The following is a 26066-nucleotide window of genomic DNA, read 5'->3' as shown; positions in this document are numbered from 1 at the left end:
CCGGGCAACGGAGTTGCACAGCACCCCCGGCCATCGGCTAGAGTCTGGAGCACGCCGAAGGGCAAGGCCGAAAAGCCGAACCTGACGCAGCGTGCGGGTGTAGTTCAGTAGTAGAACGCCCCCTTTCCAAGGGGGAGGCGCAGTGTGCGATCCCTGTCACCCGCTCTGCATCACATCGAAAGCTCGTTGCTTGTTGTTGGTGGACGATGCACTGCGGACGTAGCTCAGTTGGTAGAGCGCAACCTTGCCAAGGTTGAGGTCGCCAGTTCGAACCTGGTCGTCCGCTCCGTATCGAAGGCCCCGGTCACTTGTGACCGGGGCCTTCGTCGTGTTCTCGCGTGTGTGGCGATGACATTTGTCATGAGCAGTGGTGACAGCGCGCACTGCTGCCGGCCCCGATCCGCCGGAAGTCTTGTATCCATGACAAGAACTCGGGGAGACCACGCGGCACAAGCCGCGGACATGGGCTGGAACGTGATCGAGGTGGACCGGCTCCGGCGCACCTATGCCGGAGGGTTCGACGCGGTGAACGAGATCTCGTTCACCGTCGGGGAAGGGCAACTCTTCGCGCTGCTCGGTACGAACGGGGCGGGCAAGACCTCCACCGTCGAGGTGCTGGAGGGCCTGGCCCGCCCCAGCGGCGGCACGGTGCGGGTGCTGGGGCAGGACCCGTACAGCGACCGGGCGACGGTACGGCCACGGACCGGGGTGATGCTCCAGGAGGGCGGCTTCCCGACCGATCTGACGGTCAGGGAGACCGTACGGATGTGGTCGGGCTGTACGAGCGGGGCGCGGCCCGTGGACGAGGCGCTGGGTCTCGTCGGGATGGGCAAGCGCGCCGGGGTGCGGGTCAAGCAGCTCTCCGGCGGTGAGCGGCGGCGCCTGGACCTGGCGCTCGCGCTGCTGGGGCGGCCCGATGTGCTCTTCCTGGACGAGCCGACGACCGGTCTGGACGCGGAGGGGCGGCGCGACACCTGGGAGCTGGTGCGGGCGCTGCGCGACGGCGGTACGACCGTCCTGCTGACCACGCACTATCTGGAGGAGGCCGAATCCCTCGCGGACCAACTGGCGATCATGCACGCGGGCCGGATCGAGGTCGCCGGAACGCCGGCCGAGGTGACGGCGACCAGGCCGTCCCGGATCAGGTTCAGGCTGCCCGAGGGGACGGAGCCGGGGCAGTTGCCGCTCACGCTGCGGGCCGCGGCGGACGGCCGGCAGATCGAGATCCGCACCCCGGAGCTTCAGCGGGATCTCGCCGAACTGCTGCGCTGGGCCGAGGAGTTGGACGTACATCTGGAAGGGCTCGACGCGCGTTCGGCCTCGCTCGAAGAGGCGTTCCTGGACATCGCGGCGCGGCGCGCGGAACCGGCGGGCACGGGAGCGGGGGTCGCCGCATGAGCGCGACGGTCGCACAGAAGCGGGAAGCGGAGCCGGTGGGCGGGACGACGACCAGGTCGGGGCGGCTGGGCGCGCTCGCGCGGGCCGAGCTGACGCTGCTGGTACGCAACAGGACGACGCTGTTCGTGGCGCTGTTCGTGCCCGTCGGGTTGATCGCCTCGGCCCAGTACTCGTTGCGGAGCGCCGATCTGGACGACATCGCGATGAGCGGGCTGGAGATCGCGCTGACGGGCGGGATCGGCATGGTGCTGCTGATGGTGGTGTACTCGAACCTCACCTCTGCGTACACGGCCCGGCGTGAGGAACTGGTACTCAAGCGGCTGCGTACGGGCGAGGTGTCCGATCCGGAGATCCTGACCGGGACCGCGCTGCCGGCCGCCACGCTGGCGCTCGCGCAGTGTGTGCTGCTGGTCGTGGCCGGGGCCGCGTTCCTGGACGTGAGCGCCCCGCAGCGGCCCGAGCTGCTGGTGCTGGGTGTGCTGGCGGGGATCGGGCTGATGGCCGCGCTGGCCGCCGCGACGGCGTCGTACACCCGCACCGTGGAGAGCGCGCAGATCACCACACTGCCGCTGTTCCTGCTCTCGGCGGTGGGATCGGGTCTGTTCCTGCCGCTGGAGGTGCTGCCCGACAAAATCGCCTCGATCTGCGAGCTGCTGCCGATGACCGGGGTCGTGACCCTGGTACGGGTGGGCTGGCTGGGCGACGCGGCGAGCGGCGATCTGGTCGGGGCGGGACTGAATACCCTGGCCTGGGCGGTACTGGCGGTGTTCGCTGTGAAGCGGTGGTTCCGCTGGGAGCCGCGGCGCTGAGCGCGGGTGTTGTAGCGCGGCGCTGGGCGGTGCCGTAACGCGGCGCTGAGTGTGGTGGCGTCACGCCGCGCTGGGTGTGATGGCGTAAGGGAGCGCGCCGGCAGAGGCGGGCGGGAGTGGGAAGGACGGCATGGCGAGCGTGACGGGCAGGCCGCTCGGGTGGGCCGGGAAGAGCAAACCGGCCAAGGTCGAGATCTACACCCGCTGGTCCTTCCACCTCTTCGCGATCGGCGAGATGGTGGTCATGGTGACGGGCACCTTCGGGCGCGCCGACTCGCCGGCCGACGGCTGGTTCCTGCTGCTGGGCTGTGCCCACGCGCTCGTGTCCGCCGCCTACATCTCGTACGCCCTCGACTGGGCGCTCGGCAGGCGGGCCCGGCCGACCCGGCTCATGGCCGCGACGGCCGCGCTGTCCGCCGTCGGTGCCACGGCGACCATGGGGCTCATCGCCGCGAACCCGCCCCCGAGCGAGGGCCAGGCCCAGAGCATCGCCTATCTGCTGGTCGCCTTCGCCGGATTCGGCGTCGGCTCGCTGGTCGTCGGCGTGCGGCGGGTGCGGACCATGCTGCTGGTCGTGCTGGCCGCCGTCGCGGTCGTGGTGCTGTCGGGGGCGGCGTTCGGCATGCCGCTCGGCGCCGTCGTCGGCTCCTCGCTCGGGGTGCTGATCGCGGGTGTGGTCCTGACCATCACCAGCGGCTTCTCGGTCTGGCTGGTCAAGGCCGTGTGGGATCTGGACAGCGCCCGTGAACTCCAGGCCCGGCTCGCCGTCGCCGAGGAGCGGCTGCGGTTCGGGCGGGATCTGCACGACGTCATGGGGCGCAATCTGGCGGTGATCGCGCTCAAGAGCGAACTCGCCGTGGAGCTGGCGCAGCGCGGTGGTACGGAGCGGGCCGCCGAGCAGATGGCCGAGGTGCAGCGGATCGCGCGGGAGTCGCAGCGGGAGGTGCGGGCGGTCGTGCGGGGGTACCGGGAGGTGGATCTGCACACCGAACTGGAGGGCGCGCGGGGGGTGTTGGAGGCTGCGGGGATCGGCTTCCGGCTGGAAGGCGCGGACGGCGCGGACGGGGCGGACGGCGCGGACGGGGCGGACGGGGCGGACGGCGGTGCGGGGTTGGCGGGCGACGTGCAGTCGGCCCTCGGGTGGGTGGTGCGCGAGGCCGCGACGAACGTGCTGCGGCACGGGGACGCGCGGCAGTGCACGGTGCGGCTGACCGTACGGGAGGGGTGCGACGCGGTGCTGATCGTGGAGAACGACGGGCTGCCGGACGCGGAGGGCCCGCCCGGGACGGCGGGGGCCGGGCTCGCCGGGCTGCGCGAGCGGCTGGCCACGCTGGGCGGCACGCTCGACGCGGGCCCGGTGGACGGCACGCACTTCCGGCTCACGGCCCGGGTGCCGCTGTCGGCGGCGGAGTCCGGCGGGACGACGCGGGCGACTGCGGCGACTGCGGCGACCGCGGAGACGGAGGTGACCGCGTGAGTCGGGTGGGCGATCCCGTACGCATCCTGCTCGCCGACGACGAGCATCTGATCCGGGGCGCTTTCGCCGCGCTCCTCGGGCTCGAGGAGGATCTGACCGTCGTCGCCGAGGCGGCCACCGGGCCCGAGGCCCTGGCGATGGCGCTGGCGCACCGCCCGGACGTCGCCGTGCTCGACCTTCAGATGCCGGGCGCCGACGGTGTGAAGGTCGCCACATCCCTGCGTACCGAACTGCCCGACTGCCGGACGATGATCGTCACCAGCCACGGCCGGCCCGGCCATCTCAAGCGCGCCCTGGCGGCGGGGGTGCGCGGCTTCGTACCGAAGACCGTCAGCGCCCGGCAGCTCGCCGAGATCATCCGTACCGTGCACGCCGGAAACCGGCACGTGGACCCGGAGTTGGCCGCCGACGCGATCTCGGCCGGCGACTCGCCGCTGACCGCGCGCGAGGCCGAGGTACTGGAGCTGGCCGCCGACGGGGCGCCCATCGCCGACATCGCGGCCTGGGCCTCGCTGTCGCAGGGCACCGTACGGAATTACCTGTCGTCGGCCGCGTCCAAACTGGGGGCTTCGAGCCGGCATACGGCGGTGCGTCTCGCCCGCGAGCGAGGTTGGGTATAGTGGGCTGCGCGCCATGGCACACGCGGACGTAGCTCAGTTGGTAGAGCGCAACCTTGCCAAGGTTGAGGTCGCCAGTTCGAACCTGGTCGTCCGCTCAGTGTGAGAACCCCCGGCCGGATCATCGGCCGGGGGTTCTTCCGTCTTTGGGGGCGGGGCTACCAGCGGGTGCCGGTGAGGAGTTCGTACGCCTCCAGATACTTGGCGCGCGTCGCGTCCACGATCTCCTGCGGCAGCTCCGGCGGCGGCTGCTCGCTCGCGCGGTCCCAGCCGGAGGCGGGGGAGGTCAGCCAGTCGCGTACGTACTGCTTGTCGTACGACAACTGGGCGTGGCCCGGCTCCCAGGTCGCCGCAGGCCAGAAGCGCGAGGAGTCCGGGGTCAGCACCTCGTCGGCGAGCACCAGCCGGTCGTCGGTGTCGAAGCCGAACTCGAACTTCGTGTCGGCGAGGATGATGCCCCGGTCGCGGGCGATGTCGCGGGCGCGGCCGTAGATGTCGAGCGTCGTACGGCGCAGCAGCGCGGCGGTCTCCGCGCCGACCTGGCGGGCGACCTCCTCGTACGACACGTTCTCGTCGTGGTCGCCGACCTCGGCTTTGGTGGCGGGGGTGAAGATCGGCGCGGGCAGCTCGGAGCCGTCGACCAGCCCCTCGGGGAGGGCGAGTCCGCACACGGTGCGGGTCTGCTCGTACTCGGCGAGGCCGGAGCCGGTGAGATAGCCGCGCGCGACGCATTCGACCGGGGTCATCCGCAGGGGCTCGCAGATGAGGGTGCGGCCGGCCCAGTGGGCGGGGGCGCCGGCCGGGAGGTCGGTGGAGATGACGTGGCTCGGCGCGAGATCGGTGAACTTGTCGAACCACCAGAGCGAGAGCTGGGTCAGGACCCGGCCCTTGTCGGGGATTTCGGTGGGCAGGACCCAGTCGTACGCGGAGATGCGGTCGCTGGCGACCATCACGAGATCGCCCGCCTCGTTCCGGTACAGGTCGCGCACCTTGCCGGTGTGCAGATGTACCAGGCCCGGGACCTGTAGCGGCTCGGGCTTTTCTACGAATCCGGACACGGTTCCTCGTTCCTCGCCGCGGGTGCTTTCCGCTTCCGATTCTCGCGTACGCGAGAAGGGTGGGCGGGCGCGGGGGCGCGGGGGCGCGGCGGGCGGCTGTCAGTCGCGCTTGCAGATGCGGTCGAGGAGATTCGCGGTCGCCCGCTGGACGCGCGGGTCGACATGGCCGGGCCGGTCCAGCGCGGGTGACCAGGCGAACGTCCCCGAGGCGAAGACGAGGGCGCCGGAGGGGGCCCGGTAGAGCGAAGTCTCCTGGTGGCGAAGGGCGTTGGCGCTGTCCCGGTACGGCGAGTGGGCCAGCAGCATCCGCTCATCGTGCTCGGGCAGCGCCGTACGTGGGAAGTAGCGGTCCGCCTCGCCGGCCACCAGGCCCGGGATCTCGTCGCCCTCGATGGCGCCGGTGGCCTCCCAGAACCAGTGCTCCGCGTTCCGCACGACCATCGGGTGCGGCTCGGGGACCCGGCCCACGTACTGGATACCGAGCAGTTGCTGCTCCGGCTTGTCCACCTCCCGCCACAGGGCCGGGCGGCCGGGGCCGTGGCGCTTGCGGCAGGTGAGGAGGCGGTCGGGGACGCCGGAGGGAGACGGGCCCAACTCGATCTGCCAGTAAAGGGTGTTGGCGGAGAGGAAGACCAGCGAGGTGCCGTGCTCGCGCGCCCGCTCGACGGTGCGGCGCATGGGAATCGACCAGTACTCGTCGTGGCCGGGGAAGACCAGGCCCCGGTAGCGGGTCGGGTCGATCAGTCCGGCGTGCAGATCGCGGGCGTCGGCGTAGGCGATGTCGTAGCCGTAGCGCTCGGCCCAGCGGATGAAATCGTAGGCGTGGCCGACGTGGATGGGCAGACCGGCATTCGCGTACGGGCGGTCGAAGGAGACGGTGATCGCCGCGTCCTCCTCACCGAGGAGCCGGCCCTGCTCGTCCCAGGCGTGGTAGAGGCTGGCGCCGAGATGGCCGTCCTCCGGATAGAGGTTGTACGCCTGCCAGGTGATGTCGGGGAGCAGGAGCAGCAGATCGGCGGGGTGGCTGTCGCGGACCGTGAAGGGGATGTGGGAGCGGTAGCCGTCGGTGGTGGTGAGGACGGCGACGTACGCGCCCAGTGACCAGTACGACGGGATCTGGAGCCGCCAGGACATCCACCAGTGGTGGCAGGAGACCGTGCGCTCGGCGGCCAGCGGGGCGGGCTGGACGATGCCGGAGAGACGGGGGCTGGTGGTGATCTTGCGGGCGCCTTCACCGCCGTAATGCCCGATCCGGTAGATGTCCACGGCGAACGGCTGGGGCGGATCGACGGTGACATGGAAGTCGATCGACTCGCCGGGCGCGGCGGCGCCGGCGGAGGCGAAGCCCTTGATCTGGCGGTGGACGTCGTCGGCGGTACGGGGGCCGCCCCGGTCGCGCCCGAGCGTCGGGTCCGCGTACCAGGGGACGACCTGGCCGGTGTCGTCGAAGTAGGTCTCGCTGCCGCGCAGCCAGGGCACCGGTCCCTGGCCGAAGGGGTCTGAGACGGCGTGGGCGAGCGCGCCCGACTCCCACCGCCGGATGTGATCGGCGCACATTGGCGCGCCCCCTCCCTGGAATCCCCGCTCGGGTCTTGGTAGTTGACCGACTGCCGGTGGGCGGACCGCCGTTGGGGCGGACCGTGTCAGCGTCGGTCTCCAGCACATCACATAAAGCACGCACTCCGTCACCGTTCGTCGCGAATGGAAGGAGACGGAAGGAGACGGAAGCGGACGGAACACCCGGCTCCGGATGGGGGGTTGGGTGCGGTGGGGGCGTGACCGGGCTGTTCGCGGCGCTGCGCGGCGGCTCTCGCGGGGCCGCTGGCTGGGCCTTGGACAGGGCCTCGGGCAGGGCTTTTCGCGGTGGTTTTCGGCGGGGCCCGGTACGTCTCGGGCGTGTCCCCGGGGAATCGCGGCGCGCCTTCGGCGCGATTCGGCGTGATTCGGCGTGATTCGGTGGACTTGGGCGGGCTTCGGCAAGCTTGTCGGCGTCTCTTCCGTCCGGTCGGTGGTGACCGACTTCACACCAGACGGACCGGTTTCTCCGGCCGTACGCCCGTGGCCGCCAGCCATACCCGCAGCGGCTCCACGTCGCCGTCCTCCACCAGGCTCAGCACCCCGCCCGCCAGGTCCGTACGGCGCTTGCCGTCCATCAGCAGGGCCGGGCCGTCGAGCCAGTCGAGGCCGGGGGCCGCACCCGCCGTGTCCACGGCGGCGCAGCAGACCATCGCCGTGACATGGTCGGCCAGCAGCTCACGCCCCGTACGCGGCGGCACGAGCGGGAACAGCGGCAGCGGGTCCGTCCCACGGAGCGCCGGGGCGGGCGCGGGGACGGACGGCACGGCCTCGGCCTCCTCGCGCGCCACCTCGGCGCTGATCCCGGCCGCCAGGGCGTCGCCCGTCTCCTCGCCCTGTCCGGCGAGATGGTCGATGACCCGGTCCAGCGTGGGGCCGAGCACGGGGGCGGCCGAGGAGTCGTCCGCGGAATCGGTCAGGGAGCCTGCCGGGGAGCCGGTCATCGAGCCGCCGGGCCGCGCGGAGCGGCGTACGCCCATGTCGTCCAGAACGCGGTGGAGCCTGGCCGCTTCCGTACGCCACTTACGGTCGACGACCTCTTCCGGATACTGCTGCCAGTCGACCGGGGACCAGTCGGGACCGGACACGGCCGGGCCGCCGTGGAACAGGCGCGCGGCCAGCAGGGACGCGGCTTCGTCGATCGCGCCGGGCTCCTCGAGCAGATCGCAGGCGGGCCGCTCGCCGAGCCGGGAGGTGAAACCTTCCGCCAGCCGGTCGCGCCGTGACAGCTCGGTCAGCGCCGATACGACTCCGACGTCGAGCCGGGACGGCCAGCGGCCCATCCGCCAGGCGGGCAGGGCGACGCGCGTCAGCAGCCGGTCCCAGCCCGCGTAGGCGAGACCGACCTGCTCCTGGGCGACGATCCGCAGGCCGTAATCCACACCCTGCGCGCGCTCGGACGCGGCGGAGGCGACACCGCGCTCCATCAGCGCGGCGTGCTCGCCGCAGGCGCGCAGCATCAGACGGGCGATCCGGCCGACGAGGCCGAGCGCGGCCCGGCGTATCAACCCGAGGTCGGGGCGGCCCGAGAGCGCCACCGCGGCGTCCAGGCCCCGCACGAAACGACGGGCGGCGGCTATGTCGGGGTGCGACGCAGGGCCCGTACCGGCCACGACGGGGGCCAGCACGGCGCGCAACTCGGCGACCCGCATCCACCACAGGAAGGGGGAGCCGATGACGAGGACGGGGGCCTGTGCGCGGGCCTGTCCGGAGGACCGTGCGGAGGTCCGTGCGGTGCCGGCTCGGGTGCCGGTCGCGGACGGGCCGGTCCGGGCGTCGGTGCCGGTGCCGGCGTCGGTGCCGGTGTCCGCGAGGGCGTGCGCGGGGTGCGTACGGTCCTCCAGCCAACTGTCGCAGTCGGGTGTCAGCGCTATGGACGAGGGCGCGGGCACATCCAGCCGCTCGGCCAGATCCCGCACCAGCCGATACAGGTCGGGGGCGGACCGCTCGGCGATCTCCACGGTGGGACTGAGGGCAGGTCTGGCCCTGGCGATCACGGCGGCGACGGCCACCGCGCACAGCAGCACGACCACGGCGACAGCCGTCACGACCCAGCGCGCGATGTCCCAACTCGCGCCGTCGAGACGGCCCGTGACACCACCCGCGAGCAGGACCACCGCCACCGCGGCGGGCAGCAGCGCGACGGCCGACGCCCTGCCGCGCACGCGCAGCACAGCGAGAGCCCTGGACCTGGCGCCCTGGGCGCCGATCTCCTCACCGACACCGGAACCGGACACGTCCGGATCTCACCCCCTCTGCCAGCACTGCGGCGGATTTGCTCACTCCCCCACTGTGGCACCCGCCACTGACATCGCAATGCCGGTGAGCCAAGTGCCCGAACGCTTGCGCCGCACCATAGTTGGGGCCCCGGCGGGGGTCATTCGGATGGCCTAACCGTCACTCGATGGAATGGCTTTGGGCAAAGGTGCTGACGCGCCGGTGTTCCGGGGTCCGGGGTCCGGTTTCCGGTTTCCGTAGACGCCGGTTCGGAGTCGGCCCCTTCCCGGCGTCAGGCTTCGGCGGCCTCGCAGGCGATGTCCGTACGGTGCTGGGAACCGTCCAGGCGGATCCGGTCCACGGCCGCGTACGCCCGCTCCCGCGCCTGCCCGAGATCCTTGCCGGTCGCCGTGACCGACAGCACACGGCCGCCGGCGCTCAGGACCGTACTGCCGTCGTCGGCCAGTCGCGTCCCGGCGTGCAGGACGTACGCGTGGGGCGCATCCTGCGCGACGACGTCCGCCAGGCCCTCGATCGGGTCGCCGGTACGCGGCGTGCCGGGGTAGTTGTGCGAGGCGACGACGACGGTGACCGCCGCGTCGTCGCGCCAGACCAGTTCCGGCAGGTCGGCCAGCCGGCCTTCGGCTGCGGCCAGCAGGACACCGGCGAGCGGGGTCCTGAGCCGGGCCAGGACCACCTGGGTCTCGGGGTCGCCGAAACGGGCGTTGAACTCGATGACCCGCACACCGCGGCCGGTGATCGCCAGGCCCGCGTACAGCAGCCCGGAGAAGGGCGTGCCACGGCGGCGCAGTTCGTCGACGGTCGGCTGGAGCACCGTCTCCATGACCTCGTCCACCAGCTTGGGATCGGCCCACGGGAGCGGGGAGTACGCGCCCATGCCACCGGTGTTGGGGCCCTCGTCGCCGTCGAGCGCCCGCTTGAAGTCCTGGGCGGGGCGCAGCGGGAGCACCGTACGGCCGTCGGTGATGGCGAAGAGGGAGACCTCCGGACCGTCCAGGAACTCCTCGATGACGACACGGCCGCAGGCGAGCGCGTGCTCGCGGGCGGCGGCGAGGTCGTCGGTCACGACGACGCCCTTGCCGGCGGCGAGACCGTCGTCCTTGACGACGAAGGGGGCGCCGAAGGCGTCGAGGGCCCTGTCGATCTCCTCGGGGGTCGTACAGACGTAGCTGCGCCCGGTGGGGACGCCGGCCGCGGCCATCACGGCCTTGGCGAACGCCTTGGAACCCTCCAGTCGCGCGGCCTCGGCGGACGGGCCGAAGCAGGCGATGCCCGCGTCCCGTACGGCGTCGGCGACACCGGCGACGAGCGGCGCCTCGGGTCCGACGACGACGAGCCGGGCCTCCAGCTCGGTGGCGAGCCGGGCGACGGCGGCACCGTCCATGGCGTCGACGGGGTGCAGCTCGGCGACTTCGGCGATACCGGCGTTGCCGGGGGCGCAGTGCAGAGCGGTGACGTCGGGATCGAGGGACAGAGAGCGGCACAGGGCGTGTTCGCGGGCACCGCCGCCGATGACAAGGACCTTCACGGGGGGCAGCCTAGCGGGGAGGGGGTCGGCGACCGACCTGGCGTCCGGCGGCCGGACGGCGGCGGGCGTGTGTGTGAGGGACCGCGAGCCCGGCAGGACACTCCCTGGTCGTTCGGGCACTCAGTCGTTCGGATACTCCTCGACCACGGTGGCGCCCAGCTCGCGGACGATCAGGTCGTGCCCGGAGAGGGCGGAGTCGACGAGGTCGGCGTCGTCCTCTTCAGGAGTGTCGTCCTCGGGGGCGACGTGCCGGGGGGGCACTGCTGGCGCGTCCGAGGGGCGGCGCTGTTCGGGCGGCGTGGGGCCGGGGACGGCGGGTGCCTGGGCGGCGGGCGCGTAGGCGCCGTTCATCGCGGAGCCGGAGCCGGAGCCGCCGGAACCGGTGCCGGTGCCGGAACCGGGTCCGGCGGTGGACTGGGCGGGCGGTGCGGGCCGTTGGGAGGGGCCGGGTGCCTGGGGTCTGGCGCCGCCGTCCCCGCCTCCGTAGCCTCCGCCACCTCCGTAACCCCCGCCGCCGCCAGGGGTGTTGCCGCCGTTACCGCCACCACCGGCGCCGTTGCCAGGCGGCTGCGGGGTGCCGCCGGACGGGTCGATGATCGCCTCGATCTTCCACTGCACGTGGAACTGCTCCGAGAGCGCCTGCTTGAGCACTTCCTCGCTGCCGCTGCTGGCGAAGTTGTCGCGGGCGCCCGCGTTGAGGAAGCCGAGTTGGAGGGTCGTCCCGTCGAAGCCCGCCACCTGCGCGTTCTGACTGAGCAGGATCCAGGTGAAACGGCGGCGGTTCTTCACCGCCTCCAGGATGTCCGGCCACATGTTCCGCACCTGTCCGGCGCCTTGCGTCATGACGGGACCGGCGGGCTCCTGGGCCGGTGGGGCCACGGCGGGGGCGGGGGCCGCCGGCTCGGCGGCCTGCGGGCCGCGCCCCGGGGCCGACGCGGTGGGCCACCCACCGGGCTTACGGGCGGGCTCGGGGGCAGCGGGGGCGGGCGTGGCCGCGCCGGGCCAGGCGCCGGGGCGGCCGGCGCTCGGGGGCGGCGCGGGCTCGGCGGCGTGAGCGGGGGCGGGAGCAGGTGCGGGGGGCGGGCTCGGGGCGGGCGGGGGCACCGCGCCTGTCTCGCCTGCCTGTACGGCGGCGCGCGCCGCGGCGGGTCCGTTGCCGGGTGCCACCGCGTGGGCCTCGGGGCCGGGGACGTATCCCATGGCGGGCGCCGGGCCCCCGGTCGAGAACGCCGCCGCCGACACCCCCCGCTCCAGCCTGTCCAGCCGCGTCTGTACGGACCGCTCGTCGTCGAAGGCCGCGGGCAACAGCACGCGCGCGCAGATCAGTTCGAGCTGGAGCCGGGGCGAGGTGGCGCCCCGCATCTCGGTCAGCCCGGTGTTGACGAGGTCGGCGGCCCGGCTCAGCTCGGCGGCCCCGAAGACCGACGCCTGGTCCTGCATCCGCTGCACGACGTCGTCAGGGGCGTCGATGAGCCCCTTCGTACCGGCGTCCGGAACGGCGGCCAGGATGACCAGGTCCCGCAGCCGCTCCAGCAGGTCGGCGACGAACCGCCGCGGGTCGTTGCCGCCCTCGATGACCCGGTCCACGACCTCGAAGGCCGCCGCGCCGTCGCCCGCGGCGAAGGCGTCGATCGCCGAGTCGAGCAGCGAACTGTCCGTATAACCGAGGAGGGCCGTCGCCATGGCGTACGTCACACCGTCCTCGGCGGCACCCGCGAGGAGCTGGTCCATGACGGACATCGAGTCCCGCACGGACCCCGCACCGGCCCGCACCACGAGCGGCAGCACCCCGTCCGCGACCGGGATCCGCTCCTTCGCGCACACCTCACCGAGATAGTCCCGCAGCGTCCCGGGCGGCACCAGCCGGAACGGATAGTGGTGCGTACGCGACCGGATCGTGCCGATGACCTTCTCGGGCTCGGTGGTCGCGAAGATGAACTTCAGATGCTCCGGCGGCTCCTCGACCACCTTCAGCAGGGCGTTGAACCCCGCCGGTGTGACCATGTGCGCCTCGTCGATGATGTAGATCTTGTACCGACTGCCGGCCGGCCCGAAGAACGCCTTCTCGCGCAGATCACGGGCATCGTCCACACCACCGTGCGAAGCGGCGTCGATCTCGATGACATCGATCGACCCGGGACCGGTCCTGGCCAGGTCCTGACAGGACTGGCAGACCCCGCAGGGGGTCGGCGTGGGCCCCTGCTCGCAGTTCAGACAGCGCGCGAGGATGCGCGCACTGGTGGTCTTCCCACAGCCCCGCGGCCCGCTGAACAGGTACGCGTGATTGACCCGGTTGTTGCGCAGGGCCTGCTGCAGCGGGTCGGTGACATGCTCCTGCCCGATGACCTCGGCGAACGACTCGGGGCGGTAACGGCGGTACAGCGCTAGGGACGACACACCTACGACGATATCGGCCCGCTACGACATCCCACCCCCGCGAACGCGAACGCCCCCCACGTACCCGCCAGAGCCAACCTACCCTTGCTGCCTTCCGGCCCTGGGGGAGTTCAGTCAGATAGCGCCACGTGAGGGGCTGCGCCCACAGTACCCGATCCCCACCCCCACGAACGAGTTCGCGAGCACCGCTCCCGGTCTTGTATGGTTCGTCGCGGAGGATTCGCCTAGTGGCCTAGGGCGCACGCTTGGAAAGCGTGTTGGGGGCAACCCCTCACGAGTTCGAATCTCGTATCCTCCGCCATTGCTCTCACCGGGCAATAGTTGAAGGCCCGCCCTCGCTAGCGAGGGCGGGCCTTCGACGTCCGTAGTCTCATCCACAGTCTCAACGAGACTTGGCGGTCCCCTCCCGATCATCCTCTTCGGAGTCCTTGGCGACCTCCCAGATGAGCCCTCCGACGCGCTTCGCTACGTCGCTGAGGATGCCGCCGGTCACATGCTGGTAGCGGGCGGCCATGGCGGTGGACGACCACCCCATGATCTGCATCACGACTCGTTCGGGGACACCGAGGATGAGCAGGACCGTCGCGGCTGTGTGCCTGGCGTCGTGCAGGCGCCCGTCACGAACCTTCGCGTCCACGAGTAACTGCTTCCACGCGTCGTAGTCCGTGCTGGGCACCAAAGGCGCCCCTGCTGGAGACGTGAAGACGAAACCGGTCTCGCGCCATTCCTGCCCGGCAAGCAGGCGTTCACGTTCCTGCTCCTTCTTGTGGAGCTCCAGCAGCCGAACCAACTCACCCGGCACGCCGATGACGCGGCGGCCGGCGCGTGACTTCGTATTGGCCGTGTCCTCGTTCTTCCGAATGCGCTGCTTGCAGTACCCCGGTTTCCGACCACACTCGCCCCCGCAGCCGTGAAGGTAATTCGGTCGCAGCCGATTCTTCCTCACACGCAGAACACCGCTTTCGAGGTTGAGATCCGCCCAGCGGAGCCCCAGGGCCTCCCCCTGGCGCAGGCCAAGAGCGAGGGCGACGGACCACCGAGCGCTATTGCGGAGCTTGGCCGCCTCGGCAAGCAGGCGCTGCACCTCCTCAATGTCGTACGGTTCCACCTCCTCATCCTCAATTCGCGGAGGGACCGCGAGAGAAGCAACGTTCCGAGTGACGTGGCCGCGCCTCAATGCGTGGTTGAGAGCCGTGCGGATCGTGCGGTGAGCTTGATGAGCCGTCGCGGGCTTGCTGCCGTTGGCCTGCATCTTCACGTAGAAGCGGTCCAGGTGCTCGGGCTCCAACTTGTCGAGCCGGTGCGCGCCGAGGCCGGGGATCAGGTGAACTCGAACGGCCACCTCGTAGCCGGCGTAGGTGTTCTCCCGGACCGACGGATAACTTCCGCTTCACTGACCTTGCTCATGACGTGGCGTCGGTCGGGGTTACCGTCATCGCAGACACCGACCGTGACTCGGCCGTGCCAATAGCCGTCTTTACCGAAGTAGATGGACGATGCGCCGTCAGGGCGCTTGGCGCGCTTGGCCATTGCTTCTCCTTATGCGGCTGTGTGCTCGGTGCGGAACTGCATGCGGGGGCCGAGGTATTCGCTGAGTGCTTGGACGGGGACGCGACGTGACCGTCCGATCGGCACGGTCTGCACTGCTCCGTCGCGAATGAGGGCGTACATGGTCGTCCGGCCAACGCTCAGGCGACGGGCGGCTTCCTCCACCGTCAGAGCGAGGAGGGTCGGATCGAAAGTGAGTCCTTCAGGAAGCTCGCGCGGCTGGTCGCCGGTCATGGCTACGACTCCTTGACGAATGGCGAAAGGCAGGGAGAAGAAGACGGACGGGAAGTGTCAGCAGCGTCAGCGGAATTCGTTGACCTGCGGGTTTGATGTGGTGCGGGGCGTCAGCGGGTGTCAGCGGCGTCAGCAACGGAGTGGGGCGTTGCTGACTGTGCGGACGGGCGCTGACCGCGCGTTCACCGGTGGGCTTGCTGGTCGGCGGATTGTGCTGACGCTGCTGACGGTCAGCGGGCATCGGCGCTTCCCTTCTGGAGGGAGGGGTGGACGCGGTACGTCGCCGAGGCGGGTTGGCCGACGCGGCCGGTGCGGTGCGGTTCGTCCGCTCGGAGGTAGCCCTGGGCTTCGAGGAGGGTGAGCGCCGGTTCGACCTGGGCGACGGTGCGGAAGCGGCGGGAGGCGGCGACCGCGTCGCGGCGCTTGATGGCTGTGCGCCAGGTGCCGTTCGTCCTCGGCCGTCGTAGCCAGTCGAGGATCGTCTGGGCGGCCTCGGTGGCGGGGTCAGCGGCGATCAGGTCGAAGACCGCCAGGGCGTGCTGGGTGTAGTACGCGGTGATTTCCGCTGCCCGGTCGATCGTCGTCGCTTCGACGGGCCGGCCCCAGTTGTCGCTCGTGGCTCGGTCCGCGAGGTGGAGGAGCAGGGCGACGCGGGCCGTGTGGCCGACGAGTTTGCCCGCCCAGTCCGGGAGGTGGGCGAGTGGCTGGTCCGGGCGGAGTGAGGCTTCGAGCGTGTCCTGGAGTGCTTCTACGGCTCGGTCGGCCTGTGGTGTGAGGGTGACGGTCGCTGGCTCAGGGAGGGCGTAGAACGTGTGCAGGAGTCGGGTCAGACGGCCGTGGTATCGCTGGGCGACGGATGCGGGGACGGGTGTGGTGCGGGTCTTGCGGTAGCCGAGGTTCGAGGGCGGAAGCGCGTACAGGAAGCGGGCGAGTAGTCCTCGGTCACGGGCGCCCGGTGTGCTGGCGAGGTCTTGCAGCACCGCCGGTTGGGGCGTGATGCCGATGGTGAGCGCGGGCTTGTCGACACTGGGCTGTTCGCGGGTGATGCGGTCCGTCTGCAACCGCTCGCCCTTGTGCGCCTGGAGGAAAACGCCGAGGTTCGGCTTGGCGCTGTAGCGGCCGGCGATGATGTCGAAAAGGTCGCCCTCGGGGGACAGGGCCGCGAGGTAGCGGTGCACGGCGAGTTGCTGGGCGAGCGGTTCGGGCGTGATGTCGCCGGAGACCGTCAGGCGGGGCCGTGGCGGTACGCGGATCTCCTCGGCGAGTAGTTTCGCGGCGGACGCCTCGGCGACGAGCGACGCGCGGTCGATCGAACCGCCGGGCTTACGGGCCTTCGCCATGAGCCCTTCGGCCTCGGCAAGTGCCGCCTCCTTCGCGGTCTCGGCCTCGATGATCGAGGCGCGTGTCTCTTCCTGGAGCTGCCGCTCGACGTCGTAGATCGGCTCGGTCATCGCGGCGAAGACGTCCGACTTGCGCGAGGCAGGGGGCATCGCGCAGACGAGGTAGAGGTTCGACTGCTCGCGCCAACCGGGCCGTACCTCGACCTGGACGCGACCGCCCGCCGCCGTGGCGACGGCCGCGAGCGCCATCGTGGCCGCGAGATCCGGCGGCGTCTGCGTGAACTCGGCCACGGCGGCAACGTGTTCGGCGATCCACGGTGTCAACGCGGCGACGGGGAACGCGGGCAGCGAAGCGTGAGTACCGAGGGGAATCGGGGCGGGCCAGCGTTCGGCGTTGCCGATGGTGGCCAACTCGGAGGTGGCGCGGGCGGCGAGTTGCGCGATGTCGGGCGTGCCTTGACGGCTGTGTGCGACGAGGCGCGTTCCGGTTTCGATCAAGCGGCGCTGCCTGGCCGTGCCCGCAACGATCTGCGCGTAGTACGAGCCGTTCGCCGCGGTGGGCGTGGCCTGTACGAGCGTGTGCAAGTAGCTTGCCCCACCGACGCGTTCAAGGTCGCCGGTCTCGCGCAGGTGGGCGGCGAGGGTGATGGGGTCGACGGGCAGCTCCGCCGAGTGCATCGTCGTGATCGCGGCATGGATGGTCGCGTGCGCCGGGCGGTAGTAGTCGTGCGCGGTGATGAGCGCGGTGACTTCGCCGAGGACGACGTGCGACAGCAACATGGCGCCGAGCGCTGCCTGTTCGGCTTCCTGGTCGTTCGGCGGTGCGGGGCTCGGGTCCTCGTGGTCGGGGAGCGGATCGTTCACAGCGCGAGTGCTGTGGATGTGGTGCATTCTGAGGGCACCTCCTGTGTCCGTGGATGGGATGGGAGGCACCGGGGCAGCGGGCTTCATTGATCCGTCGACCGCTGCCCCGGGCACAGCTACGAGCGCCGGGTGCTACTACCGGCGGGGTGCTCTATTTCGGCGGGTACGACCTTGTGAGTCGCGATGAGATGCACCGGCTCGTCGTCGCTTTGGCCCTCGATCCACTCCCACCGCGTGGCGGCGGACGAGGAAACGTAGCCCAGGCTTGCGAGAACATCTGAGCGTCTGGCCACGCTTGGGATGCCGTCGCCGACGGGGAGCCGCACTTCCGGCCACTCGGACTCGCCGAGGATGACGACATAGATGATCCAGTGGGCCCCGTCGTGAGTACGAGCCATCTGCGCCGCCTGCACTGTGCCTTTGTTCATTGCCGGCCCCCTGCGGTGTCCATCACAGCGGTACCGGTCGCGGCGGAGAGAAGCACGAAGTGCAGGGCGTTTTCGCCGGCCTCTCCATACGCGTACGCACTGTCGGCGAGTCCGGCGGCGCACGCTGTCGCGGTGGTGAGTTCGGCGGTCTCGCAATCCGCCAGATCTTCGTAGAACGCGAAGTCCGATACGAGAGAGCGGGCCCGCTGCCGCTCGATCACGTGCTCTCGGAGCCGGGTAAGTCGCTCGGCACCCGTCCAGTGGTCAAGGGCACTGGGCATCTCGGGAAGGGAACCCGTTGGCAGCTCGTACCGGCCGTCGCGGCGGCCGAGTTCGACGTGCGGCGGACGCTCACCCGCGAGGATGGACCGCACCGCCGAGGTGGCGGCGTACGCGTAGGCCAGCGAGGAGTTCTCGTACAGATCCTTCGTGCCGCTCTCCAGCTCGCTGTACAGGTCCCCGAGCTTCAACAGAGCGTCGTCGTACGGCCGGACGAAGTCCCTTCCAGGGACGTGTAGGGCGCCGTCGACAGGAAGCAGTCGAGCCGGGTCGATGTGCCAGGACGCGACCCGCGCCGCCTGACTGGCTGTTCGGTACTCGCGCGCGGCGGCGCCGAGGGCGTGGACGCTGTCGGTCAGGTGGTGGAACCACGGGATGGTGTCGCTGGTCATCAGTGGTCCCTCTCGCCGAGGCGCGAGGGCCGCCGGGCCGGGTGCGTACTGCTCGTGGTCGTCGAACACGACGGGGGTTCCCTTCTCGTACGTACGAAGTCAGAAGTCAGAAGTCGGAAGTCACGGACGGACGTTGCGGACCGCGTTCGCGAGCGCGGTCATGATCTGGTCGATCGAGTCGGCGGCACCGGTCCGCGAGAGGTAGAAGCCGAAGATCACGGCGACGACAGCGGCGCCGACGCCGAGGGCTCGGAACCGCAGAAGCAGGGCCAGCAAGAGGCCCGTCAAGGCCAGGGCCGAGATGGTGAGAAACACGGGCGGTCTCCTTGAATGCGCGCGGGGAGAAGAGGTCAGTGGGTGCCGTCGCGGTGGAGACGGGAGGCGACGTTGTAGAGGTGTCGGCCGACGCGGATACGCCTGCCGTAACCGCGGCAACGGCGGCAGTCCCGACCGCGCTTGATCCGTCCACGGCGGTTCTGCTTCATGCGGAAGCCCCAGCCGTGGCACTTGCGGCAGATACCGAACGGCGAGACGGCGCACAGCGCCGCGTAGCAGAGAGTGAGGAGTATCAGGGCGGGCATAGCGGTGATCAGGGACGGCATCGAAACCCCTCCCAGGGCAGGAATCAGGGCATGCGCGAGGAAGGCCGCTAGAAGCTAGTGGCCTGCTCAGAGGTGGTTTGTGCTGCTAGCGGGGGTGCTAGACCTAGCGGGTGTCCCCGCTAGGTCCAGCGGCGTCTGCGGGCTACGCCGCGTCGGCCCTTTCGTCACTTTCCGCGACCGCCCGCAGGATGTCGGCGCGTTGGATCCCGCGACGGTTGGCGCCCTTGCCGTCGTCGGTGACGCCCCATACCTGCGTCGTACGGATGCCGAACGGCCGGAGCGCGGACGTCAGTTGCTCGGGTGACCACTGGCCGTAGACGTCCGGCCGGAGTTCGGCGAGCGCGGAGACGAGGGATTCGCCCCACACCTTCGGCTTTCCGGCGGGCATGACTGCGAGGAGATCGGCCAACAGGTCGTACGCGGGGGTTTCGGCGGCTTCGAACGCCTCCCCCAGTGCGTGACCGGAGAGTGTGCCGGCCGCTTCACGGAGAGCGCGGGCGCGCAGGGCGATCCGCTCGGCGGCCACGCCGTCGATGTTCGAGGCGCTGACGATGCGGGCATCGGCGCCTTCACCGACGAAGTAGTGCATGCCCTTGTCGCCCCAGGCGAACATGGTCGCCCGGATGCCCCGGCGGTAGGAGGACGTGCCGAGAACCATGTCGTTCTCCAGTTGGCCCATGACCTTCAGGCACCACCGCGCCGACGCGTTCGCGCTGATGCCGGTGGGCAGTGCCTTGGCGTCCGGGCGCTGCGTCGCGAGCAGAAGTACGAAGCCGAGTGCCGGACCGCGCTTGACCATGTCGGTGCAGATCTCTTCGAACTCCGCGCCATGCTTGGGGTGTTCGAACCACTTCTGGCACTCGTCCGCCCCGATCACGATCGGATGCAGCCCCAGCTTCGCCTTGCTGGCCAGGGCCGAAGTGACCTTCGACTCCGGGCAGATGTCGCGCGGCAGCGACCGAATCACCTTCGCGCGGCGGCGCAATTCCTGCCGCAGCTCGCGCAGGTCCGCCAGGGCGTACTCGAAGTCCTCCTCTTCCTCCCCCGCGCGGTGCCGGTGCGAGACCGCATCGCCCACGGGGTCGAGGTCGCCGGTGCCCTTCATGTCGTACGTATGGAGTTCCGCCCGTACGTCGAGGGCGGCGATCAGCAGCAGGAGCCGCAGGAGGAACGTCTTGCCCATACGCGGGATGGCACCGATGACGCCCGCGATGTACATGAGGGTGATCTCCACCCACCGCCCACGCTGATCGGTGCCGAACCCGACCGGCTTGAACAGGTCGACCGACCCACGCGCGGCCAGTGGCCAGGCGGGTTTCGGCGCCTTGGCCATGTCCTGGTCACCGACCCACAGCCGGAGTCGGCCGGTGTGTGCGTCGGGGACCGCCTCCGGCCATACGCAGCCCAGCGGCCGACGCAGCCTGGATGCCAACTTGTCGCGTCGGTCGACCACGTCCGTCACGGTCACGCCGTACGGAAGGTCCCCCTCCGCCATCCAACCGGGGCCGTCCCGCGTGATGGGCGCGGTGAAGCTGAATCCGGTGCCGCCCTTGGACTGTGCCTGGTTAATGGCAGGGATGCCGAGTGAGCCCAGTGCGCGCAGCACGATGTCACTGGTCAACTTGGTTGCCTTGGGGATCTCGACCGCCCGGCGGATGACCGGAGCGTCGGCCGACTGCCCCAGCCTGCCGAGCGCGAGCGTGGCGGCCGAACTCGCCAGGGCGAGCAGCCAAGCCGGGGCCAGGACGTACAAGGTCAGAGCCGTAGTGAGCCCCACGACCGAGGCGAGGACGGCGACGACCGTACGCCACCGAACCCGCCGGTCCCGCTGACGCGAGAGCTTCAAGTACTCGTCCACGTCCTCGCGGGTGGCCGACGCCTGCCGGAACGGCTCGCCCTCGGTGTCGGCGACCCACCGCAGCGAGCCACTGACGAACTGGCAGGCGCCCCAAGGAGCTTGGAGCGCGAGGCGCATCGTGTACCAGGGAGTGCGCACCGCGTGGTACGCGGCGACGTGCCAGGCGTACGCGGCTACGCCCTTGCCCGCCGACTTGAATTCAGAACGCGACTTCGCCCACGCCGGGACGACCGGTCGCCGCTTCGCACCGGTCACCCGACCCAACAGACCGGAGCCGGTCGGCGCGCCATCGCTGTCGACCATGACGGGCTCGGTCGGGTCGCCCGACTCAGTCGGGTGGTTGGGGTGAGACTCGTCGTCGCCGTTGTCTTCGTGATGGTCGTGCTTCACTGGTTCTTCCTTCCGGAACGGGAGGGAAACCGAGGCCCGGCCCTACCCGCCAAAGCAGCGGCCGGGCCTCAGTTCAAAAGGGCGTTACGGGTGTGGGCTCGGTGCGCGCTCGGACCTCAGTACGTCGCGCAGTTGCCGTGAGCGTTCCTGGCTACAGCCGATGGCCTTGCGGATGGGGTCGGCGTCCAGCGCGGAGTAGGGCCAACTCGCCGTCGCCACACGGGCTTTGGTGACTGCCTCGTCCCAGGTGAGGCGCGAGTTCTTGCGACGGGCTCGGGGCTCTCGCGGCGGCTCCGGTTCCGGGCCAGGGCCAGTCCCGGTCTCGTCCGAGGGCGCCAACTCCCCCAACTTCAGCAACACCAGATCGCGCTCCGGCGCCTTCCTCCGCCACCCTCGGCCGTACCGCTCGCGCAGCTCGGCACGTACGAGCAGTCGCCGCTTCTCCAGCGCGAGCGCTTCGCGGTAGTCGGTGGTCTCCCACAGCACCATCCGGCGCCAGAGCATCAGCGTCGTACGCGGCGCGAACAGCCAGCGCGAGCGCCGGATGCGCTCCATCCGGGCGCCGGTGGCGACGCCGATACGGACCGCGTAGACGTGAGCCGCGATCTCGCTCAGGACCACCCACAGCAGAGGCATGGCGCCGTGGGCGATCTTCGCCGAGAGGGAGGTGCCGGCCGCGATGTTCAGCCAGCACGTGATCAGGGTCAGTCCCCATGGCACGAACCGCACCCACGTCAGCGGCATACCGAGCCGGACCAACAGCAAGTTGGCCGCCGTGAACACGGGGATCGCCAGGTCGATGCCGACCGGCAGCATCCACGCCTCGGTGAAGCCCCAGCGGGTCGCGGCCGTGGACACGGAGTCGTACGAGGCGACGAGCCCGAGGGCGCCCACACCACCGCCGGCGGGAATGACCACTCCCAGCAGCGCCTTGTCGGCCTTACCGAGCGGAGGCGGCGACATCCCTGCCATCGCCACGCTCACGCGGCCCGCCGCACCATCGAACTCGGGCATGGGTTGTTGGCTCGGCGGCTCAGCCGTACGACCGCCATGAGCTGAGCCGCGTAGAGGGCGTTGAGCATCGCGCACTCGTCGTCGTCGCTGCGGTCGATCAGCTCGGCCAGTACGTCGCGGGCCGCCATCTCGCGCGCCGCGCGCTGTTCTTCGGACTCGCCGCTCTCGCCGAGGAAGAGGTCTAGGAAGTCCTCGGGGGCCGCGCCGTCGAAGGCGCTGAAGCCCTCCGGGCCACCGGCGTACACGCGCATCGGTTCTCTCCTCTACGTGGGGATGGGACGGGGGCGGTGTGCTCGGAGGAAGCGCTCAGACGCGGAAGCGCCGGGGGCCGGTCAGATGGCCGCACCACTGGTACGCGGTGAGTACGGCGGTGAAGCCACCGAGGCCGGACAGGAACATCAGCAGCCAGCCGGCGCCCAACGCGTGGGCGGACAAGCAGCCATAGAAGGCGGCGAGCACCGAAAGGACGAGGACGACCAAGGCGAGCACGCGTCGGCCGGTCGAGATCTGCCTGGCGTGACGGGCCAGTAAGTCCAGGTCGTACAGCTCGCTCAGCCGTACCGCATCGCCGGAGACGTACACCGCCACGCGGTTGCCGGTGGCACGGCTGGTGACGCCGACGACGATGCCGACCGCCATGTCGGCGCGATCTCTCACGACATCGCCGATTCCGAGGTACATCGGATCTCCTTCCGGGAGGGAGGCCAGGACGGGTTCGAGATGACCGTTCATCAGGGCAGGGACGAGCGGTCATGACCTCCGACAGCGCCGCACACAGCGGCAGTGCCGAAGATCAAAAACACTCGTTCGTTGAGGCACGCTGTTCAGTTCTCAAGCCACGAGCGCTTCCTTCGAACCCGTTTCACGGGGATCTCCGGGCGCACAGCAAGTCATCAGGAGATGCACTCCTCAACTCCTCTTGAGGAGTTGCGTTGACTATGACCTGCCTCTCCTCCAGTCGTCAAGACCTCTTTATGAGTCGTATGCTGGCGCCGTCATCAGGAACAGGACGGTGAGTGGCTGTGGCCAAGGTGTACGAGCGGATCGCGGACGAGCTACGTCAGTCCATCCGCGCAGGTGAGCTGCTGCCCGGCGACCGCCTGCCCTCGGAGACGAGACTCGCGGCGGAGTACGGGCGCAGCGTGCCGACCATCCGTGACGCGCTTCGGCTCCTCCAGGACGAGGGGCTGATCGAGAAGCAGCACGGCCGCGGCAACTTCGTCCGTCGGTCCCGTACCTCGATTTTCCGGGCGAACAGCAGGCATCAGTGGGAGAAGGAGCGCGTGCGCGCCTCTGAGGCCACGCGGCTGGAGACCGGAGCGACCGAGCATGACACCGGCCTACAGATAGATGATCTCGTCTTCCACGCGGCTTACAGCGACGGCGAGGCGGGCCCGGATCTCGCGGAAGCGCTCGGCGTACCCGAGGGAACGGCGCTCGTGGTGCGTACGTACCGGACGCGGTACGCCGCCGAGAGAGCCCCGTTCAACCTGGTCACGTCCTACCTGATCCGCTCGCTGGTCGAGAAGAACCGGGACTTGCTGGACCAGACGAAAGAGCCGTGGCCAGGGGGCACCCAGAACCAGCTCTACACCGTGGGAATCGAGCTCGACCGCATCGAGGAACGGGTCACGGCCCGGCCGCCGACGCCGGAAGAGGCGGAGGAACTGGACCTGCCGCCGGGGACCTCGGTCCTGCTCCTGCGCAAGACGTCGTTCGACCTCGACAACCGCGTGGTGGAGATGTCGGACGTCACGCTGCCCGGTGACCGCACGGAAATGCTCTTCACCACTCCCCTGGAAAGGTGGTGAGTGCCGTGCGCCGGCGCGTCGCCATCATCACGGCCGTGCACCCACCCTCCGCGCACTTCCTCACTGACGCGTACAAGTCGCTGTGCCAGCAGGAGTTGCCGGACGGCTGGGACTGGCACTGGGTGATCCAGGAGGACGGCAAGAGCGACGAAGTCGCCCCACATGTCCCCGACGACCCGCGCGTGACGTTCCGTCAGGGACGCCCCGGCGGACCGGGCACCGCCCGCACCTTGGCTCTCGCGCACGCAGACGGCGAGTACATGAGGATCCTGGACGCCGACGACCAACTGCCCCCGGGCGCGCTGGCCCGCGACCTGGCCGCGCTGGAAGCCGACCGCACAATCGGCTGGGCGACGTCCCGCGTACTCGACCTGCTCCCCGACGGCACAACGGTCGGCTTCGACGGCGACCCGGAGCACGGACCGGTGGAACGGGGCGCCGTCCTCGACCACTGGTCGTCCCACGACTACCGCGCCCAGGTCCACCCGGCGACGCTTTTCGTCCGCCGCGAACTGCTGCTGGCGCTGGGCGGTTGGATGGCGCTGCCGGCCTCGGAGGACACTGGGCTTCTCCTGGCCCTGAACGCGACGAGCCGCGGCTGGTTCAGCAGCGAAGTCGGACTGCTCTACCGCAAGTGGCCCGGTCAGGCGACGAGCCAGTCGGCTCACACGGACGCGGGCGAACGCGACGCCCGGATGGCAGTGGTGGAGGCACGGGCGCGGGCGCTGGCGTACTTCGGGTGGAAGTACCCGTCTGCAGGGTGAGGCGATCGACGTCGGAGGAACTCGACGTTCACGAGAACGGGCTGCACCCCTGCGAAGACGCTGGCGTGAGTTGTGGCGCTTCCGTGCGTGGAGCGGCCCGTTCCGTCACTTCGCCGTGATCTCGCTCTGGTGAACTCCAGTGCATGGTGCTCCTGCTGTTCCTTGTCGTCGGGCTGATCGCCGTCGTCGGCTTTGTCGGCTACGGTCTCGGCGGACTTGGCCGGGTTGGCCTCCGTCATGCCGACACCGCGGTTTGGCTTCGGAGCCTCACCGCCCTGTTGGGGGGCGTCGCAGCCGCCCTGTATACGTGGGGCTTGATCCATGTCGCCGGCGCGGTCGTGGAGGCGGAGGACGGCGGCACTGGTTCGTCGCCCTCTCCGCCCTGCCGATCATCGCCCCAGGCGGTGCATGTCATCGGCTACACGGTGGACTACATCCCGCTCCGGTTCGTCTGCGAGACGACGGAGTCCGGAGGCTTCGATGCCAAGTCCGTTCCCGGCTACGTCAATCCGGCCGCGCTGGGCTTCGCCCTCGCGTCCGTCCTGTGCGGTGCCACTTTGGCTCTCGGATCGGTCCGTGAGTGATTCGAGGGAGGGCGCGTGTGCGACGCTGCTCGACGCAAGGGCTGAAGTAGCTCTCAGCCCTTGACCGGAACCTCATAGATGATCTCGCAGCTCGCCGCTGGGATGACGATGTCGGCCGTCTCGACCGGGCGGGAATCGTCGCTGTAGTACGTCCTGCGGATGCGCGTGACGAGTGCCCCGCGCTGTACGCCGAGAAGTGTCGCCTCCTCGGCGTCGGCCTGGCCGGGCTCTGGCTGTTCCACGACGTGACTGACCGTGATGCCGATCTCCGCCATGCGGTCGACCACACCCTTGCCCGCGTGGGGTCCGCCCTCCGGCAGTACGACAAGGGTGCCCGACGTGATCTCGTACGGCTCCCAACTCGTCGAGATCTGGGCCGGCTTGCCGTCGACCAGAAACTCGTACGCCGTACGGACACAGAGATCGCCCGCCGAGATGCCGAGCCGCGCGGCGATCCCCGCCGGGGCCGGCACTTTCGCCTCCGTGCGGCTCTCCCACGTACCCCGCTTGCCCAGCGAATCCATGTCGGCGCGGAAGGGCGAGCCGCCGCGCTGCTCGCGGTACTGCGAGCGGACCATACGCAGGCGTTCGCGCGGCTGGGCGACGTACGTGCCCGATCCCGCGCGTCCTTCCAGGACTCCGAGCGAGATCAGAAGCTCCTGCGCGCGCCGGATGACGTTCTCGCCCACGCCGCATTCCTGTGCGAGTTGAGCGCGTGACGGAAGCCGGTCTCCTGGGCTCCACTCCTGGTCAGCGATGCGCCGACGCAGCACGTCGGCGATCCGGAGGTAGGGCGGTTGCTCACGCATGTGGAAAATCTAGTCCACTAGCTCTAATCCAGTTAACCAACTTCACATATAG

General features: G+C 70.3%; 23 protein-coding genes, 4 tRNA genes, 1 other RNA gene and 1 pseudogene. 11 read left to right on the top strand and 18 right to left on the bottom strand.

Features of this window, described 5'->3' with window-relative positions:
* Window positions 1–93: 93 nt before the first annotated feature.
* From OG329_RS21880 to OG329_RS21850, 7 genes are all read left to right on the top strand, one after another.
* A tRNA-Gly gene (locus OG329_RS21880) sits at window positions 94–165 on the top strand.
* A 48-nt stretch (window positions 166–213) separates the two neighbouring features.
* Window positions 214–286, top strand: a tRNA-Gly gene (locus OG329_RS21875).
* Window positions 287–462: 176 nt separating this feature from the next.
* Window positions 463–1398, top strand: coding sequence for an ABC transporter ATP-binding protein (locus tag OG329_RS21870; RefSeq protein WP_405801959.1), 936 nt, complete (start codon window positions 463–465; stop codon window positions 1396–1398).
* A complete protein-coding gene (locus OG329_RS21865) occupies window positions 1395–2207 on the top strand; it encodes an ABC transporter permease (RefSeq protein ID WP_405797403.1) in 813 nt (270 codons plus the stop codon). The genes OG329_RS21870 and OG329_RS21865 overlap by 4 nt, the downstream gene beginning before the upstream one ends.
* 130 nt (window positions 2208–2337) lie before the next feature.
* The gene (locus OG329_RS21860; protein WP_405797402.1) at window positions 2338–3684 is read left to right on the top strand and encodes a sensor histidine kinase; all 1347 of its coding nucleotides are present in this window, start codon (window positions 2338–2340) and stop codon (window positions 3682–3684) included.
* 5 nt (window positions 3685–3689) lie between these two features.
* Window positions 3690–4304, top strand: coding sequence for a response regulator (locus tag OG329_RS21855; RefSeq protein WP_405801957.1), 615 nt, complete (start codon window positions 3690–3692; stop codon window positions 4302–4304).
* A 22-nt stretch (window positions 4305–4326) separates the two neighbouring features.
* Window positions 4327–4399: transfer RNA gene (locus OG329_RS21850), tRNA-Gly, on the top strand.
* Between the two features lie 60 nt (window positions 4400–4459).
* On the opposite strand, the gene OG329_RS21845 is transcribed toward OG329_RS21850, so the two are convergent.
* The 6 genes from OG329_RS21845 to ffs all read right to left on the bottom strand — a co-directional run bounded on the left by OG329_RS21845 (window position 4460) and on the right by ffs (window position 13238).
* Window positions 4460–5359 (bottom strand): phosphoribosylaminoimidazolesuccinocarboxamide synthase, encoded by a 900-nt coding sequence (locus OG329_RS21845; RefSeq protein ID WP_405797400.1) that lies wholly within the window; start codon window positions 5357–5359, stop codon window positions 4460–4462.
* A 99-nt stretch (window positions 5360–5458) separates the two neighbouring features.
* Window positions 5459–6916 (bottom strand): N,N-dimethylformamidase beta subunit family domain-containing protein, encoded by a 1458-nt coding sequence (locus OG329_RS21840; RefSeq protein ID WP_405797399.1) that lies wholly within the window; start codon window positions 6914–6916, stop codon window positions 5459–5461.
* Between the two features lie 464 nt (window positions 6917–7380).
* The gene (locus OG329_RS21835) at window positions 7381–9171 is read right to left on the bottom strand and encodes a hypothetical protein (protein WP_405797397.1); all 1791 of its coding nucleotides are present in this window, start codon (window positions 9169–9171) and stop codon (window positions 7381–7383) included.
* Between the two features lie 272 nt (window positions 9172–9443).
* Window positions 9444–10700 (bottom strand): phosphoribosylamine--glycine ligase, encoded by a 1257-nt coding sequence (purD, locus tag OG329_RS21830; RefSeq protein WP_405797396.1) that lies wholly within the window; start codon window positions 10698–10700, stop codon window positions 9444–9446.
* Window positions 10701–10820: 120 nt separating this feature from the next.
* Window positions 10821–13097: a DNA polymerase III subunit gamma and tau gene (locus OG329_RS21825; protein WP_405797394.1), complete on the bottom strand. Its 2277-nt coding sequence runs from the start codon at window positions 13095–13097 to the stop codon at window positions 10821–10823.
* Window positions 13098–13139: 42 nt separating this feature from the next.
* An RNA gene (gene ffs / locus OG329_RS21820) (signal recognition particle sRNA small type) lies at window positions 13140–13238 on the bottom strand.
* A 72-nt stretch (window positions 13239–13310) separates the two neighbouring features.
* On the opposite strand from ffs, the gene OG329_RS21815 reads away from it, so the two are divergent.
* Window positions 13311–13398 (top strand) — tRNA-Ser (locus OG329_RS21815).
* An 81-nt stretch (window positions 13399–13479) separates the two neighbouring features.
* Here OG329_RS21815 and OG329_RS21810 read toward each other — a convergent pair.
* The 11 genes and pseudogenes from OG329_RS21810 to OG329_RS21760 all read right to left on the bottom strand — a co-directional run bounded on the left by OG329_RS21810 (window position 13480) and on the right by OG329_RS21760 (window position 22727).
* A pseudogene (locus OG329_RS21810) lies at window positions 13480–14627 on the bottom strand (tyrosine-type recombinase/integrase).
* 9 nt (window positions 14628–14636) lie between these two features.
* Window positions 14637–14879, bottom strand: a complete 243-nt coding sequence (locus OG329_RS21805; RefSeq protein ID WP_405797392.1) for a helix-turn-helix domain-containing protein — start codon at window positions 14877–14879, stop codon at window positions 14637–14639.
* A gap of 230 nt (window positions 14880–15109) precedes the next feature.
* The gene (locus tag OG329_RS21800; protein ID WP_405797391.1) at window positions 15110–17083 is read right to left on the bottom strand and encodes a DUF3987 domain-containing protein; all 1974 of its coding nucleotides are present in this window, start codon (window positions 17081–17083) and stop codon (window positions 15110–15112) included.
* Between the two features lie 116 nt (window positions 17084–17199).
* Entirely contained in the window at window positions 17200–17511 is a 312-nt protein-coding gene (locus tag OG329_RS21795; RefSeq protein WP_405797389.1) for a DUF6303 family protein, read from the bottom strand.
* The gene (locus OG329_RS21790) at window positions 17508–18182 is read right to left on the bottom strand and encodes a hypothetical protein (protein WP_405797388.1); all 675 of its coding nucleotides are present in this window, start codon (window positions 18180–18182) and stop codon (window positions 17508–17510) included. The genes OG329_RS21795 and OG329_RS21790 overlap by 4 nt, the downstream gene beginning before the upstream one ends.
* Window positions 18183–18302: 120 nt before the next feature.
* On the bottom strand, window positions 18303–18497 hold the full coding sequence (locus tag OG329_RS21785; RefSeq protein WP_405797386.1) for a hypothetical protein: 195 nt from the start codon (window positions 18495–18497) through the stop codon (window positions 18303–18305).
* Between the two features lie 35 nt (window positions 18498–18532).
* On the bottom strand, window positions 18533–18784 hold the full coding sequence (locus OG329_RS21780) for a hypothetical protein (protein ID WP_405797384.1): 252 nt from the start codon (window positions 18782–18784) through the stop codon (window positions 18533–18535).
* A 142-nt stretch (window positions 18785–18926) separates the two neighbouring features.
* A complete protein-coding gene (locus OG329_RS21775; RefSeq protein ID WP_405797383.1) occupies window positions 18927–21032 on the bottom strand; it encodes a cell division protein FtsK in 2106 nt (701 codons plus the stop codon).
* 84 nt (window positions 21033–21116) lie between these two features.
* A complete protein-coding gene (locus OG329_RS21770; protein ID WP_405797382.1) occupies window positions 21117–22046 on the bottom strand; it encodes a DUF2637 domain-containing protein in 930 nt (309 codons plus the stop codon).
* Window positions 22013–22297: a hypothetical protein gene (locus OG329_RS21765; protein ID WP_405797381.1), complete on the bottom strand. Its 285-nt coding sequence runs from the start codon at window positions 22295–22297 to the stop codon at window positions 22013–22015. Before OG329_RS21765 ends, OG329_RS21770 begins: the two co-directional genes overlap by 34 nt.
* A 55-nt stretch (window positions 22298–22352) precedes the next feature.
* Window positions 22353–22727: a hypothetical protein gene (locus tag OG329_RS21760; protein WP_405797379.1), complete on the bottom strand. Its 375-nt coding sequence runs from the start codon at window positions 22725–22727 to the stop codon at window positions 22353–22355.
* A gap of 341 nt (window positions 22728–23068) precedes the next feature.
* On the opposite strand from OG329_RS21760, the gene OG329_RS21755 reads away from it, so the two are divergent.
* From OG329_RS21755 to OG329_RS21745, 3 genes are all read left to right on the top strand, one after another.
* Window positions 23069–23857 carry a GntR family transcriptional regulator gene (locus OG329_RS21755; protein ID WP_405801956.1) on the top strand — a complete coding sequence of 263 codons (789 nt, stop codon included), beginning with the start codon at window positions 23069–23071 and terminating at the stop codon, window positions 23855–23857.
* A gap of 5 nt (window positions 23858–23862) precedes the next feature.
* Window positions 23863–24621 (top strand): glycosyltransferase family 2 protein, encoded by a 759-nt coding sequence (locus tag OG329_RS21750; protein ID WP_405801954.1) that lies wholly within the window; start codon window positions 23863–23865, stop codon window positions 24619–24621.
* 143 nt (window positions 24622–24764) lie between these two features.
* Entirely contained in the window at window positions 24765–25205 is a 441-nt protein-coding gene (locus OG329_RS21745; RefSeq protein WP_405797378.1) for a hypothetical protein, read from the top strand.
* Between the two features lie 53 nt (window positions 25206–25258).
* Here the strand turns inward: OG329_RS21745 and OG329_RS21740 are convergent, their stop codons facing one another.
* Window positions 25259–26014, bottom strand: a complete 756-nt coding sequence (locus OG329_RS21740) for a GntR family transcriptional regulator (protein ID WP_405797376.1) — start codon at window positions 26012–26014, stop codon at window positions 25259–25261.
* Window positions 26015–26066 lie beyond the last annotated feature (52 nt).

This window comes from Streptomyces sp. NBC_01506 (genome assembly GCF_045040295.1).
GTDB lineage: Bacteria > Actinomycetota > Actinomycetes > Streptomycetales > Streptomycetaceae > Streptomyces.
The sequence above is the reverse complement of the archived record's forward strand: the minus strand, read 5'-3'. Positions and strand labels throughout refer to the sequence as shown.

Coding starts and splice junctions, on each gene's coding strand:
- OG329_RS21865 (WP_405797403.1), top strand. CDS start 1,395: ATGAGCGCGACGGTCGCACAGAAGCGGGAAGCGGAGCCGGTGGGCGGG.
- OG329_RS21765 (WP_405797381.1), bottom strand. CDS start 22,297: ATGCGCGTGTACGCCGGTGGCCCGGAGGGCTTCAGCGCCTTCGACGGC.
- OG329_RS21795 (WP_405797389.1), bottom strand. CDS start 17,511: ATGAACAAAGGCACAGTGCAGGCGGCGCAGATGGCTCGTACTCACGAC.
- OG329_RS21770 (WP_405797382.1), bottom strand. CDS start 22,046: ATGCCCGAGTTCGATGGTGCGGCGGGCCGCGTGAGCGTGGCGATGGCA.
- OG329_RS21780 (WP_405797384.1), bottom strand. CDS start 18,784: ATGCCGTCCCTGATCACCGCTATGCCCGCCCTGATACTCCTCACTCTC.
- OG329_RS21760 (WP_405797379.1), bottom strand. CDS start 22,727: ATGTACCTCGGAATCGGCGATGTCGTGAGAGATCGCGCCGACATGGCG.
- OG329_RS21745 (WP_405797378.1), top strand. CDS start 24,765: ATGGTGCTCCTGCTGTTCCTTGTCGTCGGGCTGATCGCCGTCGTCGGC.
- OG329_RS21805 (WP_405797392.1), bottom strand. CDS start 14,879: ATGACCGGCGACCAGCCGCGCGAGCTTCCTGAAGGACTCACTTTCGAT.
- OG329_RS21840 (WP_405797399.1), bottom strand. CDS start 6,916: ATGTGCGCCGATCACATCCGGCGGTGGGAGTCGGGCGCGCTCGCCCAC.
- OG329_RS21740 (WP_405797376.1), bottom strand. CDS start 26,014: ATGCGTGAGCAACCGCCCTACCTCCGGATCGCCGACGTGCTGCGTCGG.
- OG329_RS21790 (WP_405797388.1), bottom strand. CDS start 18,182: ATGACCAGCGACACCATCCCGTGGTTCCACCACCTGACCGACAGCGTC.
- OG329_RS21860 (WP_405797402.1), top strand. CDS start 2,338: ATGGCGAGCGTGACGGGCAGGCCGCTCGGGTGGGCCGGGAAGAGCAAA.
- OG329_RS21870 (WP_405801959.1), top strand. CDS start 463: ATGGGCTGGAACGTGATCGAGGTGGACCGGCTCCGGCGCACCTATGCC.